Raw genomic sequence first — 13,582 nt, forward strand, 5'->3', positions numbered from 1 at the left:
CTCCGGGCTCGATATACAAGAGCGGAGCGGCTTGCGTTGGCCCGATGGGCCGCCTCGCAAGGAAGGCGTATTCTACCGAAAGCGCCGTGATTGTCAAGGCGTTAGCCGAGGGGACAATCGCTGATAGCGGCCGACATGCGGGCGATATCAGAGGCCTTTCGAGGTGCGGCGCATTTTACCGAAATCAGCGTCACTGTCAAGCCAGAAAACCACCCGAAGGTTTGAATTTCTCAAGCACGTCAGTCACTTGCGCCACCTCTCCACCGCTGGCTACGAGGTCCGTCGCCGGCAGCGGATGCGTACTTTACGGCCCACACGGATTGAACGCAAGAGGTTTTTTACACGAATGAAACATGGCGTTTCGCCCTACCCTAGCGTCACCCGCGCGTAGCGTTTCTTACCCGCCTGGATGACATAGCTCTGGCCGGTGGCGAGCATATGATCGCGTGCCACGACATCACCATCGACCTTGACGCGACCATTGCCCAGCATGTCCTTCGCCTGGGCACTATTGTTGACCAATCCCGAGCGATTGAGCACCGCCGCGACCGGCGCCTGTTCGCCTTCGAAGGCCACCTCGACCTCCGGAAGGTCATCCGGCAGCTCGCCTTCCGCCAGTTGATTGCCTGCCGACTTATGCGCATTAGCGGCAGCTTCTTCGCCGTGATAACGCCCGATCAATTCGCGCGCCAGCTCCATCTTGATATCACGCGGATTGGCCCCGGCCTCGATCGACTGACGAATGGTCTCGATGTCCTCGTTGGACTTGAGCGACAGCAGCTCGAAGTAACGCCACATCAGGCTATCGGGCATCGACACCAGCTTGTTGAACATCACGCCCGGCGTATCGTCGACCCCCACATAGTTGCCCAGCGACTTGGACATCTTCTGTACGCCGTCCAACCCTTCCAGCAGTGGCATGGTCATGACCACCTGCGGCGCTTGACCGAAATGCTTCTGGATCTCGCGTCCCATTAGCAGGTTGAACTTCTGATCGGTGCCGCCCAGCTCGATATCGGCCTCGAGCGCCACCGAGTCGTATCCCTGCACCAGGGGATAAAGGAACTCGTGAATCGAGATCGACTGGTTGGCCGTATAACGCTTCTCGAAATCGTCACGCTCCAGCATGCGTGCCACGGTGGACTGCGCCGCCAGCTCGATCATGTCAGCCGCGGAAAGCTGGCTCATCCACTCGGCGTTGAAGCGCACTTCCGTGAGTGCCGGGTCGAGGACCTTGAACACCTGCTCTTTATAGGTCTCCGCATTGACCTTGACCTCTTCCCCGGTCAGCGGCTTGCGGGTCACATTCTTCCCCGTGGGATCACCGATACGACCAGTGAAGTCGCCGATCAGGAAGACGACCTGGTGGCCCAGTTCCTGAAACTGACGCATCTTGGTCAGCAACACGCTATGCCCCAGGTGAAGATCCGGTGCGGTAGGATCGAACCCCGCCTTGATACGCAGCTTACGCCCGGACTCGAGCTTCTTTACCAACTCGTCTTCCAGCAGGATTTCATGGGTGCCACGCTTGAGCAGCGCCAGCGCATCGGCGACGTCGGTCATCGTATCCTTTCTCCGCAAATGGGGTGACTTGGGCAATAACGGGGAATGTTAGCATGACTCATCGACGCGGTTGAGCGCCCCGGCACATGGAGATGAACATGCCCCTTTATATCGGCCTGATGTCCGGCACCAGCTTGGACGGCATCGACGCCGCCCTGGTGCGTTGCGGCGACGGCCGCCCCGAGTGGCTGGGTGCCACTGGGGTGGCCTTTCCCGCCGCGCTGCGCGAGGACTTGCTGGCCTTATGTCTCGCCCGCGAGACCTCCTTCGGCGAGCTGGCCCGGCTCGAGACCGCGTTCTGCGAACGCCAAGCCGAGGCGGTCGACCGCCTACTCACGGAGACCGACACCTCGCCTGGCGATATCGCGGCCATCGGCAGCCACGGGCAAACCATCGAACACGCCCCCGAGGGCGTCCCGCCGCACACCTACCAGCTCGACAACCCCAGCCTGCTCGCTGAGCTGACCGGCTGCGCGGTGGTCGGCGATTTTAGACGCCGCGATATGGCCGCCGGGGGACAAGCCGCGCCGCTCGCGCCGGCCTTTCATGCCGCGCTGTTCACCTCCCCCGAGCATACGCGCTTGATCCTCAATCTCGGTGGCATCGCCAACCTCACGCGTCTTCCTCCAAGCAGCGACTCCGCCCCTGTGCTCGGCTTCGACACCGGCCCTGCCAACATGCTGATGGATGCCTGGTGTCAGCGCCACCTGGGCCACGCCTACGACGCCGAGGGTGCCTGGGCCGCCGGCGGCCACGTCGACGAGGCCTTGCTCTCGCGCCTTCTCGATGATCCCTACTTCCGACGCTCGCCGCCCAAGAGCACCGGACGTGAGCATTTTCATCTCGACTGGTTGGCGACACATCTAACGGGAGACGAAGCCCCCCGAGACGTCCAGGCGACGCTCGCCGAGCTGACCGCCGCCAGCATCGCTATGGCGATTACCCAAGGCAGCGAGCGTTCGGACGGGCATTGCGATGCACTCATCCCCTGCGGGGGCGGCGCCCACAACGCCGACCTGTTGGCGCGTCTACGCCGACACGTGCCGGAGATCCCGCTGACGCCCTGCGCGCGTTTCGGCTGGTCAGCGGACTGGTTGGAAGCCGGCGCCTTCGCTTGGCTCGCCCATCAGCGCCTCGTGCAGCGTCCCGGCAACCTGCCCGAGGTCACCGGGGCGCGTGGCCCCCGCGTGCTGGGCGGCCTCTATGCGCCATGAAGGCTCACTCATCGTCGCCTTTCAGGGTGAAACGCTCGGCAGCATCGCTGGCCCGCGCCAGTTGCGGGCTATCGGCATCGCCGTAATCGATGCGCAGCCGTAGGTCGTTGGCCGAGTCGGCATGCACCAATGCCATCTTTTCGCTGATGCGTCCTTGCCGATAGAGCGCGTATAGCGCCTGATCGAAGGTCTGCATCCCCTGGTCGTGGGAGCGCTGCATGACCTCCTTGAGATCGTGTATCGCCCCCTTGCGAATCAGATCACTGACCAGCGGCGAGCGCAGCATCACTTCTACCGCCGCACAGCGTCCCCCGCCATCCTCGCGCGGCAACAAACGCTGGGCGACGATGGCCTGCAAATTGAGCGACAGATCCATCCATACCTGTTCATGGCGCTCGCTGGGAAAGAAATGCTGAATCCGCTCCAGCGCCTGGTTGGCATTGTTGGCATGCAGCGTCGCCAGGCATAGATGACCGGTCTCGGCGAACGTCAACGCCTGCTCCATGATCTCGCGCGAGCGAACCTCGCCGATCATGATCACATCGGGCGCCTGACGCAGCGCATTCTTGAGCGCCACCTCGAAGGACTCGGTGTCGATGCCCACCTCGCGCTGATTGATGATCGCTCGGCCATGCGGGTGAATGTACTCGATGGGGTCTTCGATGCTGATGACATGCCCGCCGCTCGTCTGATTGCGGTGCTGGATCATCGACGCCAGCGTGGTTGACTTGCCACTACCCGTGCCACCGACGATGAACACTAGGCCGCGCTTGCGATTGACCAGCTCGTTCAAGGCACCCGGCAACGCCAGGCTCGCCAAGTCGGGAATGTCGAAGGCGATGCGACGCACGACCATCGCCATCTGGCTGCGCTGATAGAAGGCACTTACACGAAAACGCCCCTTGCCCTGCAGGCTGAGTGCGAAATTGGCCTCGCGCTCGGTCTCGAAACGCTCCCCCACGCCCTGGGGCAGCGCCGCCGAGACTAGCTCGCGCACCTGCGATACCGACATCGCCTGCTCGCCCAGTGTGACCAGCTCGCCATTGATCTTGAGACTCGGCGGCGCCCCGGTGGAAACCAGCAGGTCGGAGGCCTGCTTGTCGAGCATGATATCCAGCAGTTGCGTCAGCCACTCGTATGGCGTCATCTCGCGTTCTCCTTCGCGACTGTCGATTGTGCCCGGCTTACACACCCAGCACGCGCCCATCCTTCGCCTTCGCCTGTGCCTCGGCGCGCGAGACAACGCCTTGCGCCACCAGACGCGAAAGCGCCGCATCCAAGGTCTGCATGCCCAGGCTGCCACCGGTCTGGATCGAGGAATACATCTGCGCCAGCTTGTTCTCGCGAATCAAGTTGCGCACCGCCGCGCTGGCCACCAGGATCTCGTGGGCCGCCACGCGCCCACCGCCTTCACGCTTGAGCAGCACTTGTGAGATGACCCCCTGCAGCGACTCGGACAACATCGAGCGCACCATGCTTTTTTCGTCGCCCGGGAATACATCGATGATGCGGTCCACGGTCTTGGCCGCCGACGTGGTATGCAAGGTACCGAATACCAGATGACCGGTTTCGGCGGCGGTCAGCGCCAGGCGGATGGTTTCCAGATCGCGTAGCTCACCGACCAGAATCACGTCGGGGTCCTCGCGCAGCGCCGAGCGCAGTGCCGTGGCGAAGCTGCGCGTATCGCGATGCAACTCGCGCTGATTGACGAGACTGCGCTTGCTGCGATGCACGAACTCCACCGGGTCCTCGATGGTCAGCACATGCTGATAATAGTTTTCGTTGACGTAGTCGATCATCGCCGCCAAGGTCGTACTCTTGCCCGACCCGGTCGGCCCCGTCACCAGAACCAGCCCGCGCGGCAGCGAGGCCAGGCGTCGAAACACCTCGCCCAGGTCCAGATCATCGAGGGTAAGCACCTCGCTGGGAATGGTGCGAAAGACGGCGCCCGCGCCGCGCCCTTGATGGAAGACGTTGACGCGGAAGCGCGCCACGCCCGGCACCTCGAACGAGAAATCATGCTCGAGCGCCTCTTCATAGTCGCGGCGCTGCTGATCGTTCATGATCGCGTAGATCAACTTGCGAACGTCACGATCCTCGATCGGTGGCACGTTGAGTCGGCGAATGTCGCCATCGACGCGAATCATTGGCGGCAAACCAGCGGACAGATGCAGATCGGACGCCTTCTGTTTTGCCGAGAACGCCAGCAATTCGATAATATCCATGCATTTCTCTCGCTCGCGGACAGGGTTTCCCAGTATGCCAGATGTCACCATCGCCGAATCCCTCGAACGCGCTCGCCAGCGTTTGACCCGCGCCCTGGCGAGCGCGGGGCGTGACGACGAGGACGCCTGCTTATTGGCCGTGAGCAAGACGCAACCCGTGGCGAACGTGCGCCAGGCCTTCGCTGCGGGGCAGCGCGCATTCGGCGAGAACTATCTTCAGGAAGCGCTCGACAAACAGGCCTCGCTGGACGATCTCGAGGGTATCGTCTGGCATTTCATCGGTCCTTTGCAATCCAACAAGACCCGCGCGGTGGCCGAACACTTCCAGTGGGTGCATACCATCGACCGCGCGCGCATTGCCACACGCCTCGACGCGCAGCGTCCGATGGCGCTGGGGCCGCTGAATGTTTGCCTGCAAGTCAACGTCAGCGGCGAAGCCAGCAAGTCAGGGGTGACGCCCGAGGCCTTGCCGGCACTGGCCGATGCCGTGGTGGCACTGCCACGCCTGCGACTACGCGGCTTGATGACACTGCCCGCACCGAGCGACGACCCGGCAGCCCAACGGCGACCCTTCGCCGAGCTGCGCGCCTTGCTCGAAATGCTCCGCCAGCGACATCCGCAGGCCCCTTTGGATACCTTATCGATGGGCATGAGCGGCGATCTCGAGGCCGCCGTCCTCGAAGATGCCACCCTGGTCCGTCTGGGCACGGCCATTTTCGGGCAGCGCGCGCCGCGCGCCTGATGGCCTTGTCCCTAACCCCATTGTTTCGTCGCGAAACTTCAGGAGACACCATGACAAACCAAGTCACATTCATCGGCGCCGGGAACATGGCCAGCGCCATTTTCGGCGGTATGATCGAAGGCGGCTATCCCGCCGAAGCCATCACCGCTACCGCGCGCGGCGCCCAGACACTCGACGCGCTCGCGTCGCGCTACGGTGTCCACACCACATCCGACAACAACGCGGCCGTCGAGCACGCGGATGTCGTGGTCCTAGCCGTCAAGCCACAGGTCATGCGCGAGGTATGTCAAGAATTGCGCGATAGCGTACAGCGTCAACGTCCACTGATCGTCTCCGTGGCCGCCGGTTTGAGTGCCGAGACGCTAGATACCTGGCTGGGCGGCGACATGGCCGTGATCCGCTGCATGCCCAACACCCCCAGCCTGGTCGGTCAGGGCGCCTCGGGGCTTTACGCCAACGCCCGCGTCAGCGAGGAGCAGAAGCAGTTGGCCACCTCGCTGCTGGAAGCCGTGGGACTCGTGGAATGGGTCGCCGACGAGACACTTCTCGAGGCAGTCACTGCCGTGTCGGGTAGCGGACCCGCGTATTTCTTTTTGATCATGGAGGCGCTCGAGGACGCCGGCAAGAAGCTCGGCTTGCCCGCCGACAGTGCCCGTCGTCTGGCGCTGCAAACCGCCTACGGCGCGGCCAGCATGGCCCGCGAAAGCGAATTCGAGCCAGCCGAATTGCGCCGCCGCGTGACCTCGCCCAACGGCACCACCGAACGCGCCATCAACAGCTTCGAAGACGACGGCCTGCGTCAGCTTTTCGAAAACGCCACGCAAGCCTGCGCGACACGCGCCCGTGAACTGGCCGACGAACTGAGCCGCGACTGAATTCCCCTTCACCCATTCGACACGGAGGAGCCCCATGGGCAGCCAAATGGGAAGCGCCGGCTTGATGCTGGTCAACACGCTAATCAATGTGTATCTGTTCGTCTTGATGCTGCGCTTTCTGCTGCAGTTTTCGCGCGCCGATTATTACAACCCCGTCAGCCAGGCGGTGATCAAGGCTACGCGTCCGGTGGTCGCGCCGTTGCAGCGCATCTTTCGTCCACGTGGACGCTTCGATCCCGCCTCGCTGGTCGCGGGGTTGCTGATCAAGGGCATCACCATCTTCGTGCTGCTCAAGCTCGCCGGCATCGGCATGCCGCCGATTCAGGGCGTGTTGGTGGCGGCACTGGCCGGGGTGTTGAGCGCCATTCTCGACATCTACTTCTTTGCCCTGATCATCATGATCATTCTCAGTTGGGTCGCGCCGCAGGCCAGCCATCCCGGCGCCATTCTCGTCCAGCAATTGGTCGAACCGATCATGGCACCGGTACGCAAGGTCATCCCCCCGCTGGGCATGATCGACTTGTCGCCCATCGTGGTGTTCATCGCCATCAATCTGGTCGATAGCCTCGTCGTCGGCGCCCTCGCCCGTGCGGCAGGATTGCCTGGCATGCTGGTAGGCTTCTGAACATTCACGACCCTGGCGCCGTCGCGCGCCCCACGCTGGACACGGAAACCGACACACACGATGCCCGATACGCTACCTCCCGACTCGGTCGGTCTGGTCACGCCGCAAACGGCGCACTTTGATACCCCGCTGGCACTGGCCGGCGGCAAGACGCTGTCCGACTACACGCTGGTCTACGAGACGTATGGCACGCTCAACGCCGAACGCAATAACGCGGTGCTGATCTGCCATGCGCTGTCCGGCCATCATCACGCGGCAGGCTTTCATAGCATGGAAGATCGCAAGCCCGGCTGGTGGGACGCGTATATCGGCCCCGGCAAGGCGATCGATACCGAGCGCTTCTTCGTCGTTTCGATCAATAACCTCGGCGGCTGCCACGGCAGTACCGGCCCTGCCTCGATCAACCCCGAGACCCAGCGCGCCTGGGGACCAGAATTCCCGGTCCTGACGGTGGCCGACTGGGTGCATAGCCAGGCACGCCTGGCCGATCGACTGGGCATCGAACGCTTCGCCGCCGTGGTCGGCGGCAGCCTCGGTGGCATGCAGGTGTTGCAATGGACGATGGCATATCCCGAGCGCATCGCCAACGCCGTGGTCATCGCCGCCACGCCACGCCTCTCGGCGCAGAACATCGCCTTCAACGAGGTCGCCCGCCAAGCGATTCGTTCGGACCCCGACTTCCATGACGGCTGGTATGAGGAGCACGGCACGGTGCCCAAACGCGGGCTCAAGCTGGCCCGCATGATCGGCCATATCACCTATCTTTCCGAACATTCGATGGGGGCCAAGTTCGGCCGCGATCTGCGTACCGATCAGCTCAACTTCGGCTATGACGTGGAGTTTCAGGTCGAATCGTATCTGCGCCATCAGGGGGATACGTTTTCCACCAGCTTCGATGCCAATACGTATTTGCTGATGACCAAGGCGCTGGATTACTTCGACCCGGCCGCTCTTCACGGCGGCGACCTGGCGACGGCGCTGGCGCCGGCGCAATGCCCGTTCCTGGTGGTCAGCTTCACTACCGACTGGCGCTTCGCGCCGCCGCGTTCGCGGGAGCTGGTCGACGCCCTGATGCGCGCCGACAAGACCGTCAGCTACGCCAGCATCGACTCGCCGCATGGCCACGATGCATTTTTGCTGCCACATCCGCGTTACGAAGCGGTGTTCGGCGGTTTCATGCGTCGCGCCGCCCGCGACCTGCAACTCGAGGAGACGCCCTGATGCGCGCCGATCTCAAATTGATCCACGACTGGGTCCCGCAAGGCGCGCGCGTGCTCGACCTGGGCTGCGGCGACGGCGCACTGCTCGCTGCCTTGGCGCATGACAAGCAGGTCGTCGGCTATGGCCTGGAGATCGACCCCGACGGCATCACCGCTTGCATCGAGCGCGGCGTCAGCGTCATCGAGCACGACATCGACGACGGCCTGAGCAACGTCGAGGATGACGCCTATGACCTGGTGATCATGACTCAAGCACTTCAGGCTCTGCAGCGCCCGGACCGTACCCTCGACGAAATGCTGCGCGTGGGCCGCGAATGCATCATCGCCTTCCCCAACTTCGCCTACTGGCGTCACCGCCTGTATCTCGGCTTTCAGGGCCGCATGCCGGTGTCCAAGTCGCTCCCCCATGCTTGGTACGACACACCCAACATCCACCTATCGACGTTTCGAGACTTCGGCCAGCTGTGCCGCGACAAGGGCCTGACCATCGTCGATCAACGCGTCGGCAACGGCGACCACGAACCGCATTGGAGCTCGCGGCTGTGGCCTAACCTATGCGGGGAAACGGCCATCTTCCGCGTCACCCGCGCCTCACGCTGATTCAGACACTCGGCGGCTGCCGCTCGAGATCCACCGGCAGCCGCCGGGTCAACATCGCCTGGCAAGGTACGCCGGCCGTGTTCCGGGTGACGCTGACGCCATACGCCAGCACCTCAACGCCTTGTGCGGCGACGCGACGTAGCGTTTCGGCATAGCCAGGGTCGAGGTGCGCGGCCGGTGCCACGGTATCGATCCCGGTGTGAGCCACGCAAAACAGAAGCACCGCGCGCTCGCCCAGTGCGACCCGCGCTGCCAGGCTCTCCAGATGCCGCCGGCCACGCTCGCTGACCGAGTCAGGGAAATAGCCATGGCCATCGTCCTCACGTAGCGTCACCTGTTTGACTTCGACATGGGTCGTTTGCCGTGCATCGGTGAGGCGAAAATCGAGCCGTGCGCCTTCGACCTTCGCCTCCCGCTTGAGCGTCGTATACCCCGCCAGCTCGGCAATACACCCAGCACTCAAGGCTTCCTCGACCCATGCATTGGCACGCCCAGTGTGCACCGAGACCAAGGCCGGCTCCGCGCCGGGCATGGGCAGTTCGATCCACTCCCAGGTCCAGGCCAGCTTGCGCGCGGGGTTATGACTCGGCGAGAGCCAGACGCGACACCCGGGAACGTTGACCGCGCGCATGGAGCCGGTATTGGGGCAATGCGCGACCACTTCTTCGCCTGACGCCAATCGCACATCGGCCAGAAAACGCTTATAGCGACGCACCAGAATACCGGACGTCAGTTGCGTGTATTCCATCTTCCCCTCTTGAGTCGCTAACGCGTCACACCATGGGACAAAAAATCACATTCTCACGATAGCGGCCGTATGGCCGCGTAACGCGCGCGCTCCAGCGTTTTGACCAAGATCGGAACGCATCATTTTATCGCCGAGAATGGTTGCAAAGCCTGAACTTTTCCGCTAAATAAGCAAGGCTTCGGGCGGGCGCCCAAGCCCTACCCTGGCCAGGCATCGGCCCAAGTCACTTGCGTAATGAGGCAGTCCCATGCCAGTAGCGGAAATCAAATCGGAAGCGCCGAAAAAATTCACCCCGTACGAGCCGGCGCCGGGTGAAGAATACATGAACGAGCAACAGCTCGCGCACTTCCGCCAAATCCTGCTCATCTGGAAACAGGAGCTCATGGAAGAGGTGGATCGCACGGTGCGCCACCTGCAGGAAGAGGCCAACAACTTCGCCGACCCGGCCGACCGTGCCACCCAGGAAGAAGGCTTCAACCTGGAATTGCGTACCCGTGACCGCGAGCGCAAGCTCCTCAAGAAAATCAACGAGACCATCGAGAATATCGATGAAGACGACTATGGCTTCTGTGAAGCCTGCGGCGTCGAGATCGGCATTCGCCGCCTCGAGGCGCGCCCCACCGCCACGCTCTGCGTCGACTGCAAAACGCTGGCGGAGCTCAAGGAAAAGCAACTCGGCGGTTGAAATCGTCCCTGAACACCCCTTCAACGGGCACCTACGGGTGCCCGTTTGCCATTGCGTAGGTAACGTGTGACATGGCGTACACCGGTCGCTTCGCACCGACACCCTCAGGGCCCCTGCACCTGGGATCGCTGTTGGCGGCCCTGGCGAGCTTTCTCGACGCGCGCCACGCCAAGGGGCGCTGGCTCGTGCGTATCGAGGATATCGATCCGCCACGCTGCCCCACTGGCGCCGCCGATACCATTCTCCGCCAGTTGGAAGCCTTCGGTCTGAAATGGGATGGCCCCGTACGCCATCAGAGCGAGCGTCACGCCGCTTACCAGGCAGCGCTCGAACGCCTTGCCGCGCTAGGGCTTGCCTACCCATGCAGCTGTTCGCGCAAGGAATGGCGCGAATATGCCATCTATCCCGGTTGGTGCCGGCACGAACCGCTGAATCCCGAGCGCCCCCTAGCCTGGCGACTGCGCAGCGATCTTGGCCGGCGCCCCATCGAATGGGAGGACCGACGCCTGGGTCACCAGCGCTTCGATCCCACCGAGTTGGGCGACGTGGTCCTTAAGCGCAAGGACGACCTTTGGGCCTATCAGCTCGCGGTGGTCGTCGATGACGCCGACCAAGGCGTATCCGATGTGGTGCGCGGTGCCGACCTACTCGACAACACCCCCTGGCAGCGTCAGTTGCAGGACGCACTGGAATGCCCGGTGCCGCGTTACTTACACCTTCCCTTGGTGCTCGGCGATAATGGCCAGAAGCTCTCCAAGCAGAACCTTGCCCCAGCGCTACCGACCGATGAAGCTGGCATCCGCCACACCCTGCACCATGCTTTGCAGCGCCTCGGGCAACAACCGCCACGCGAGATGGCGCATGCCTGCGTAGCCGATCAACTCGATTCAGCAATCTCCGCCTGGCGCCCGGAACGCCTGCGCCACATGGCAGCGAACGAGCACTGAGCGCCCACCTCCGCACGTACACCCGATGCCTCGACAGCGCGCTTGTCATGCCATGGTCGCACACCCCTTGGCTTGATTCGCCCAGCCGGCAGGCGTCAGGATACAAGCCAACCGAGCGCCGCATGAGCCGACGTCCGGCCACTCTCCATGCATTCACGCGACCATGAGGCCCATGAGCCGAATCCTGATCGTCGAAAACGAAGACACGCCGCGCCAGGCCCTGAAGGACCTGCTCGAGCGTCAAGCGTACCGCGTCGCGACCGCCGCATCGCTCGACGCCGCCCAGGCGCTGGCTCCGCAGACCTTCGATCTGGTGGTCTGCGATCTGCGCCTGGTGGGAGAAGACGGCACCCAGATGCTCGCGCTGAGCGCCCCGACACCGGTATTGGTCATGACCGATCACGCCAGCCTGCGCAAGGCTGTGGTCGCGCTCAAGGAAGGTGCCGTTGACTGTATCGCCAAACCCGTCGATGAAGATGACGTCCTGGCGACCGTGTCACGCGTGCTGTCACGCCCAGCGCCCAAGGAAATCGCCACCCCCAGCGGTGTGCCCCGCGGCATGATCGGCGAGTGCGTCGCCATGCAGCGTGTCTACGAACGCATCCGCAAGACGGCACCCGCCGACGTAACCGTGCTCGTGCAGGGTGAGTCGGGGACCGGCAAAGAGCTGGTCGCGCGCGCCCTGCATCGCCAGAGCCGCCGCACCAAGGCACCGCTGATCTGCGTCAACTGCGCCGCGATTCCCGAAACCCTGATCGAATCCGAACTCTTCGGTCACGAAAAGGGCGCTTTCACAGGCGCCAACAGCGCGCGCACCGGCCTGGTCGAAGCCGCCGATGGCGGCACGCTCTTCCTCGATGAGATCGGCGAGCTGCCTCTGGACGCTCAAGCCCGCCTGTTACGCGTGCTTCAGGAAGGCGAGATTCGGCGTATCGGCTCGGTGGAAACGCGTTACGTCGATGTGCGTCTGATCGCGGCGACGCATCGTGACTTGCACTCTCTATCACGCAGCGGCGAATTCAGGCTCGATCTCTACTATCGTCTCAATGTCATGCAGATCGAGTTGCCACCGCTTCGCGAACGCGACGACGATATTCTCTCCATTGCTCAGGTTCTGCTCGAGCGTGCCTGCACCCGTCATGCACGCCCGGGATTGCGCTTATCGCGTGCCGCACGCCGTGACATCCTCGGTTACGCTTGGCCAGGCAATGTGCGCGAGCTGGAAAACGCTCTGGAGCGCGGCGTCATCCTCGCCGAGGGCCACCTCATCCATCCCGACGACCTCGGCCTCCCACTGGAACGCAGACAGGAGCCGGTCTCTGCATCTTCCGAGCCTTCCGCCGCCCCCGAGGAGGAAGACGTGCTCGACGACGATCTTTCCCTGGAAGACTACTTCCAGCATTTCGTCCTCGAGCATCAGGCGCAGATGAGTGAAACCGAGCTGGCCCAGAAGCTGGGCATCAGCCGCAAGTGCCTGTGGGAGCGTCGCCAGCGCCTGGGCATTCCCCGCAAGAAAAACGCTCGTCGTCTAGCGTGAGATCGCTTAATGCCGACGCGGAGCACCTTTTGTCCCCTGTCGCGACTATGGTCTAAGCGCATTTCCCGGCCTTTTTAGAGACCCTATGCGCCATTGAGACGAGGCCAATGCACCAGTTGTTACCATCCCACACAAGAGATGCCCCGTTATGCGGCAATTTCGGTAACACCAAGCTCTTTCGGAACGCAGGGAACTTTCACAAGAAACCATAAAACACTGATTAAAAAGAAAAAAACAAATGGTGGCACGACCACTGCAACATATAGATCAAGAAAAACAACAGCCGGACGCCCGAGGCGCACGAACAAAGACAATAACGTACGTCCCAGGTGCTCAGCCCGACATCGGCAATAACAAACACAACAACGTCGAGCTGGAACATCGCACGCGAATCGCCAACAACAACAAACGAGACGCAATGCGAGTCGACCGCCAACAACAACAAGATGGTCGAGATCCGGAACCGAACCAGGACGCGACGCTTCATGCGAGGCCCAACAAGAACAATGCCCTCGCCCGAAGCATCCCGACAACAACAACAAGACGTCGGGAGAAACGATGTCGTCGTGGTTGGATTATTGTTTTGAATACGAGGTGGTCA

At 62.7% G+C, this 13,582-nt stretch carries 13 protein-coding genes; 9 read left to right on the forward strand and 4 right to left on the reverse strand.

The window, feature by feature from the left end; all coding sequences use genetic code 11:
* Positions 1 to 366: 366 nt before the first annotated feature.
* Positions 367 to 1,563 carry a tyrosine--tRNA ligase gene (gene tyrS, locus OP494_RS05015; RefSeq protein ID WP_280539626.1) on the reverse strand — a complete coding sequence of 399 codons (1,197 nt, stop codon included), beginning with the start codon at positions 1,561 to 1,563 and terminating at the stop codon, positions 367 to 369.
* Positions 1,564 to 1,661: 98 nt separating this feature from the next.
* Here tyrS and OP494_RS05020 point away from each other — a divergent pair, with 98 nt between their 5' ends.
* Positions 1,662 to 2,777, forward strand: coding sequence for an anhydro-N-acetylmuramic acid kinase (locus tag OP494_RS05020; protein WP_280539627.1), 1,116 nt, complete (start codon positions 1,662 to 1,664; stop codon positions 2,775 to 2,777).
* Between the two features lie 4 nt (positions 2,778 to 2,781).
* Here OP494_RS05020 and OP494_RS05025 read toward each other — a convergent pair whose 3' ends face one another.
* Together OP494_RS05025 and OP494_RS05030 are read right to left on the reverse strand one after the other, a co-directional pair.
* Positions 2,782 to 3,924, reverse strand: coding sequence for a PilT/PilU family type 4a pilus ATPase (locus OP494_RS05025; protein ID WP_280539629.1), 1,143 nt, complete (start codon positions 3,922 to 3,924; stop codon positions 2,782 to 2,784).
* Positions 3,925 to 3,961: 37 nt separating this feature from the next.
* Positions 3,962 to 5,002: a type IV pilus twitching motility protein PilT gene (locus OP494_RS05030; protein WP_247621078.1), complete on the reverse strand. Its 1,041-nt coding sequence runs from the start codon at positions 5,000 to 5,002 to the stop codon at positions 3,962 to 3,964.
* Between the two features lie 34 nt (positions 5,003 to 5,036).
* On the opposite strand from OP494_RS05030, the gene OP494_RS05035 reads away from it, so the two are divergent.
* The 5 genes from OP494_RS05035 to metW are packed head-to-tail and all read left to right on the forward strand — an operon-like array spanning position 5,037 to position 9,064.
* The gene (locus tag OP494_RS05035; protein WP_280539631.1) at positions 5,037 to 5,744 is read left to right on the forward strand and encodes a YggS family pyridoxal phosphate-dependent enzyme; all 708 of its coding nucleotides are present in this window, start codon (positions 5,037 to 5,039) and stop codon (positions 5,742 to 5,744) included.
* Between the two features lie 50 nt (positions 5,745 to 5,794).
* Entirely contained in the window at positions 5,795 to 6,619 is an 825-nt protein-coding gene (gene proC / locus OP494_RS05040) for a pyrroline-5-carboxylate reductase (RefSeq protein WP_280539633.1), read from the forward strand.
* Between the two features lie 34 nt (positions 6,620 to 6,653).
* Positions 6,654 to 7,244, forward strand: a complete 591-nt coding sequence (locus tag OP494_RS05045) for a YggT family protein (protein ID WP_280539634.1) — start codon at positions 6,654 to 6,656, stop codon at positions 7,242 to 7,244.
* A 60-nt stretch (positions 7,245 to 7,304) separates the two neighbouring features.
* Positions 7,305 to 8,465, forward strand: a complete 1,161-nt coding sequence (locus OP494_RS05050; RefSeq protein ID WP_280539635.1) for a homoserine O-acetyltransferase — start codon at positions 7,305 to 7,307, stop codon at positions 8,463 to 8,465.
* A complete protein-coding gene (gene metW, locus OP494_RS05055; protein ID WP_280539636.1) occupies positions 8,465 to 9,064 on the forward strand; it encodes a methionine biosynthesis protein MetW in 600 nt (199 codons plus the stop codon). Before OP494_RS05050 ends, metW begins: the two co-directional genes overlap by 1 nt.
* Before the next feature lies 1 nt (position 9,065).
* Here metW and sfsA read toward each other — a convergent pair whose 3' ends face one another.
* Positions 9,066 to 9,812, reverse strand: coding sequence for a DNA/RNA nuclease SfsA (sfsA, locus tag OP494_RS05060; RefSeq protein ID WP_280539637.1), 747 nt, complete (start codon positions 9,810 to 9,812; stop codon positions 9,066 to 9,068).
* A 247-nt stretch (positions 9,813 to 10,059) separates the two neighbouring features.
* Between sfsA and dksA the strand changes: the two genes are divergently transcribed.
* The 3 genes from dksA (at position 10,060) to OP494_RS05075 (ending at position 12,981) form a co-directional block, all read left to right on the forward strand.
* Positions 10,060 to 10,497: an RNA polymerase-binding protein DksA gene (gene dksA / locus OP494_RS05065; protein ID WP_040239883.1), complete on the forward strand. Its 438-nt coding sequence runs from the start codon at positions 10,060 to 10,062 to the stop codon at positions 10,495 to 10,497.
* Positions 10,498 to 10,568: 71 nt separating this feature from the next.
* Positions 10,569 to 11,444 carry a tRNA glutamyl-Q(34) synthetase GluQRS gene (gene gluQRS, locus OP494_RS05070; RefSeq protein ID WP_280539638.1) on the forward strand — a complete coding sequence of 292 codons (876 nt, stop codon included), beginning with the start codon at positions 10,569 to 10,571 and terminating at the stop codon, positions 11,442 to 11,444.
* A gap of 172 nt (positions 11,445 to 11,616) precedes the next feature.
* The gene (locus OP494_RS05075; protein ID WP_280539639.1) at positions 11,617 to 12,981 is read left to right on the forward strand and encodes a sigma-54 dependent transcriptional regulator; all 1,365 of its coding nucleotides are present in this window, start codon (positions 11,617 to 11,619) and stop codon (positions 12,979 to 12,981) included.
* The last annotated feature ends 601 nt before the right edge of the window (positions 12,982 to 13,582 follow it).

It is taken from the genome of Chromohalobacter sp. 11-W, assembly GCF_029889905.1.
In the GTDB taxonomy this organism is placed as follows: Bacteria; Pseudomonadota; Gammaproteobacteria; order Pseudomonadales; family Halomonadaceae; genus Chromohalobacter.

Bases quoted from the DNA above. Each gene is read 5' to 3' on its own strand.
- OP494_RS05030 (WP_247621078.1), bottom strand. From the start codon at position 5,002: ATGGATATTATCGAATTGCTGGCGTTCTCGGCAAAACAGAAGGCGTCC.
- proC (WP_280539633.1), top strand. From the start codon at position 5,795: ATGACAAACCAAGTCACATTCATCGGCGCCGGGAACATGGCCAGCGCC.
- OP494_RS05025 (WP_280539629.1), bottom strand. From the start codon at position 3,924: ATGACGCCATACGAGTGGCTGACGCAACTGCTGGATATCATGCTCGAC.
- OP494_RS05050 (WP_280539635.1), top strand. From the start codon at position 7,305: ATGCCCGATACGCTACCTCCCGACTCGGTCGGTCTGGTCACGCCGCAA.
- dksA (WP_040239883.1), top strand. From the start codon at position 10,060: ATGCCAGTAGCGGAAATCAAATCGGAAGCGCCGAAAAAATTCACCCCG.
- OP494_RS05075 (WP_280539639.1), top strand. From the start codon at position 11,617: ATGAGCCGAATCCTGATCGTCGAAAACGAAGACACGCCGCGCCAGGCC.
- tyrS (WP_280539626.1), bottom strand. From the start codon at position 1,563: ATGACCGACGTCGCCGATGCGCTGGCGCTGCTCAAGCGTGGCACCCAT.
- OP494_RS05035 (WP_280539631.1), top strand. From the start codon at position 5,037: ATGCCAGATGTCACCATCGCCGAATCCCTCGAACGCGCTCGCCAGCGT.
- OP494_RS05020 (WP_280539627.1), top strand. From the start codon at position 1,662: ATGCCCCTTTATATCGGCCTGATGTCCGGCACCAGCTTGGACGGCATC.
- sfsA (WP_280539637.1), bottom strand. From the start codon at position 9,812: ATGGAATACACGCAACTGACGTCCGGTATTCTGGTGCGTCGCTATAAG.
- metW (WP_280539636.1), top strand. From the start codon at position 8,465: ATGCGCGCCGATCTCAAATTGATCCACGACTGGGTCCCGCAAGGCGCG.
- gluQRS (WP_280539638.1), top strand. From the start codon at position 10,569: ATGGCGTACACCGGTCGCTTCGCACCGACACCCTCAGGGCCCCTGCAC.
- OP494_RS05045 (WP_280539634.1), top strand. From the start codon at position 6,654: ATGGGCAGCCAAATGGGAAGCGCCGGCTTGATGCTGGTCAACACGCTA.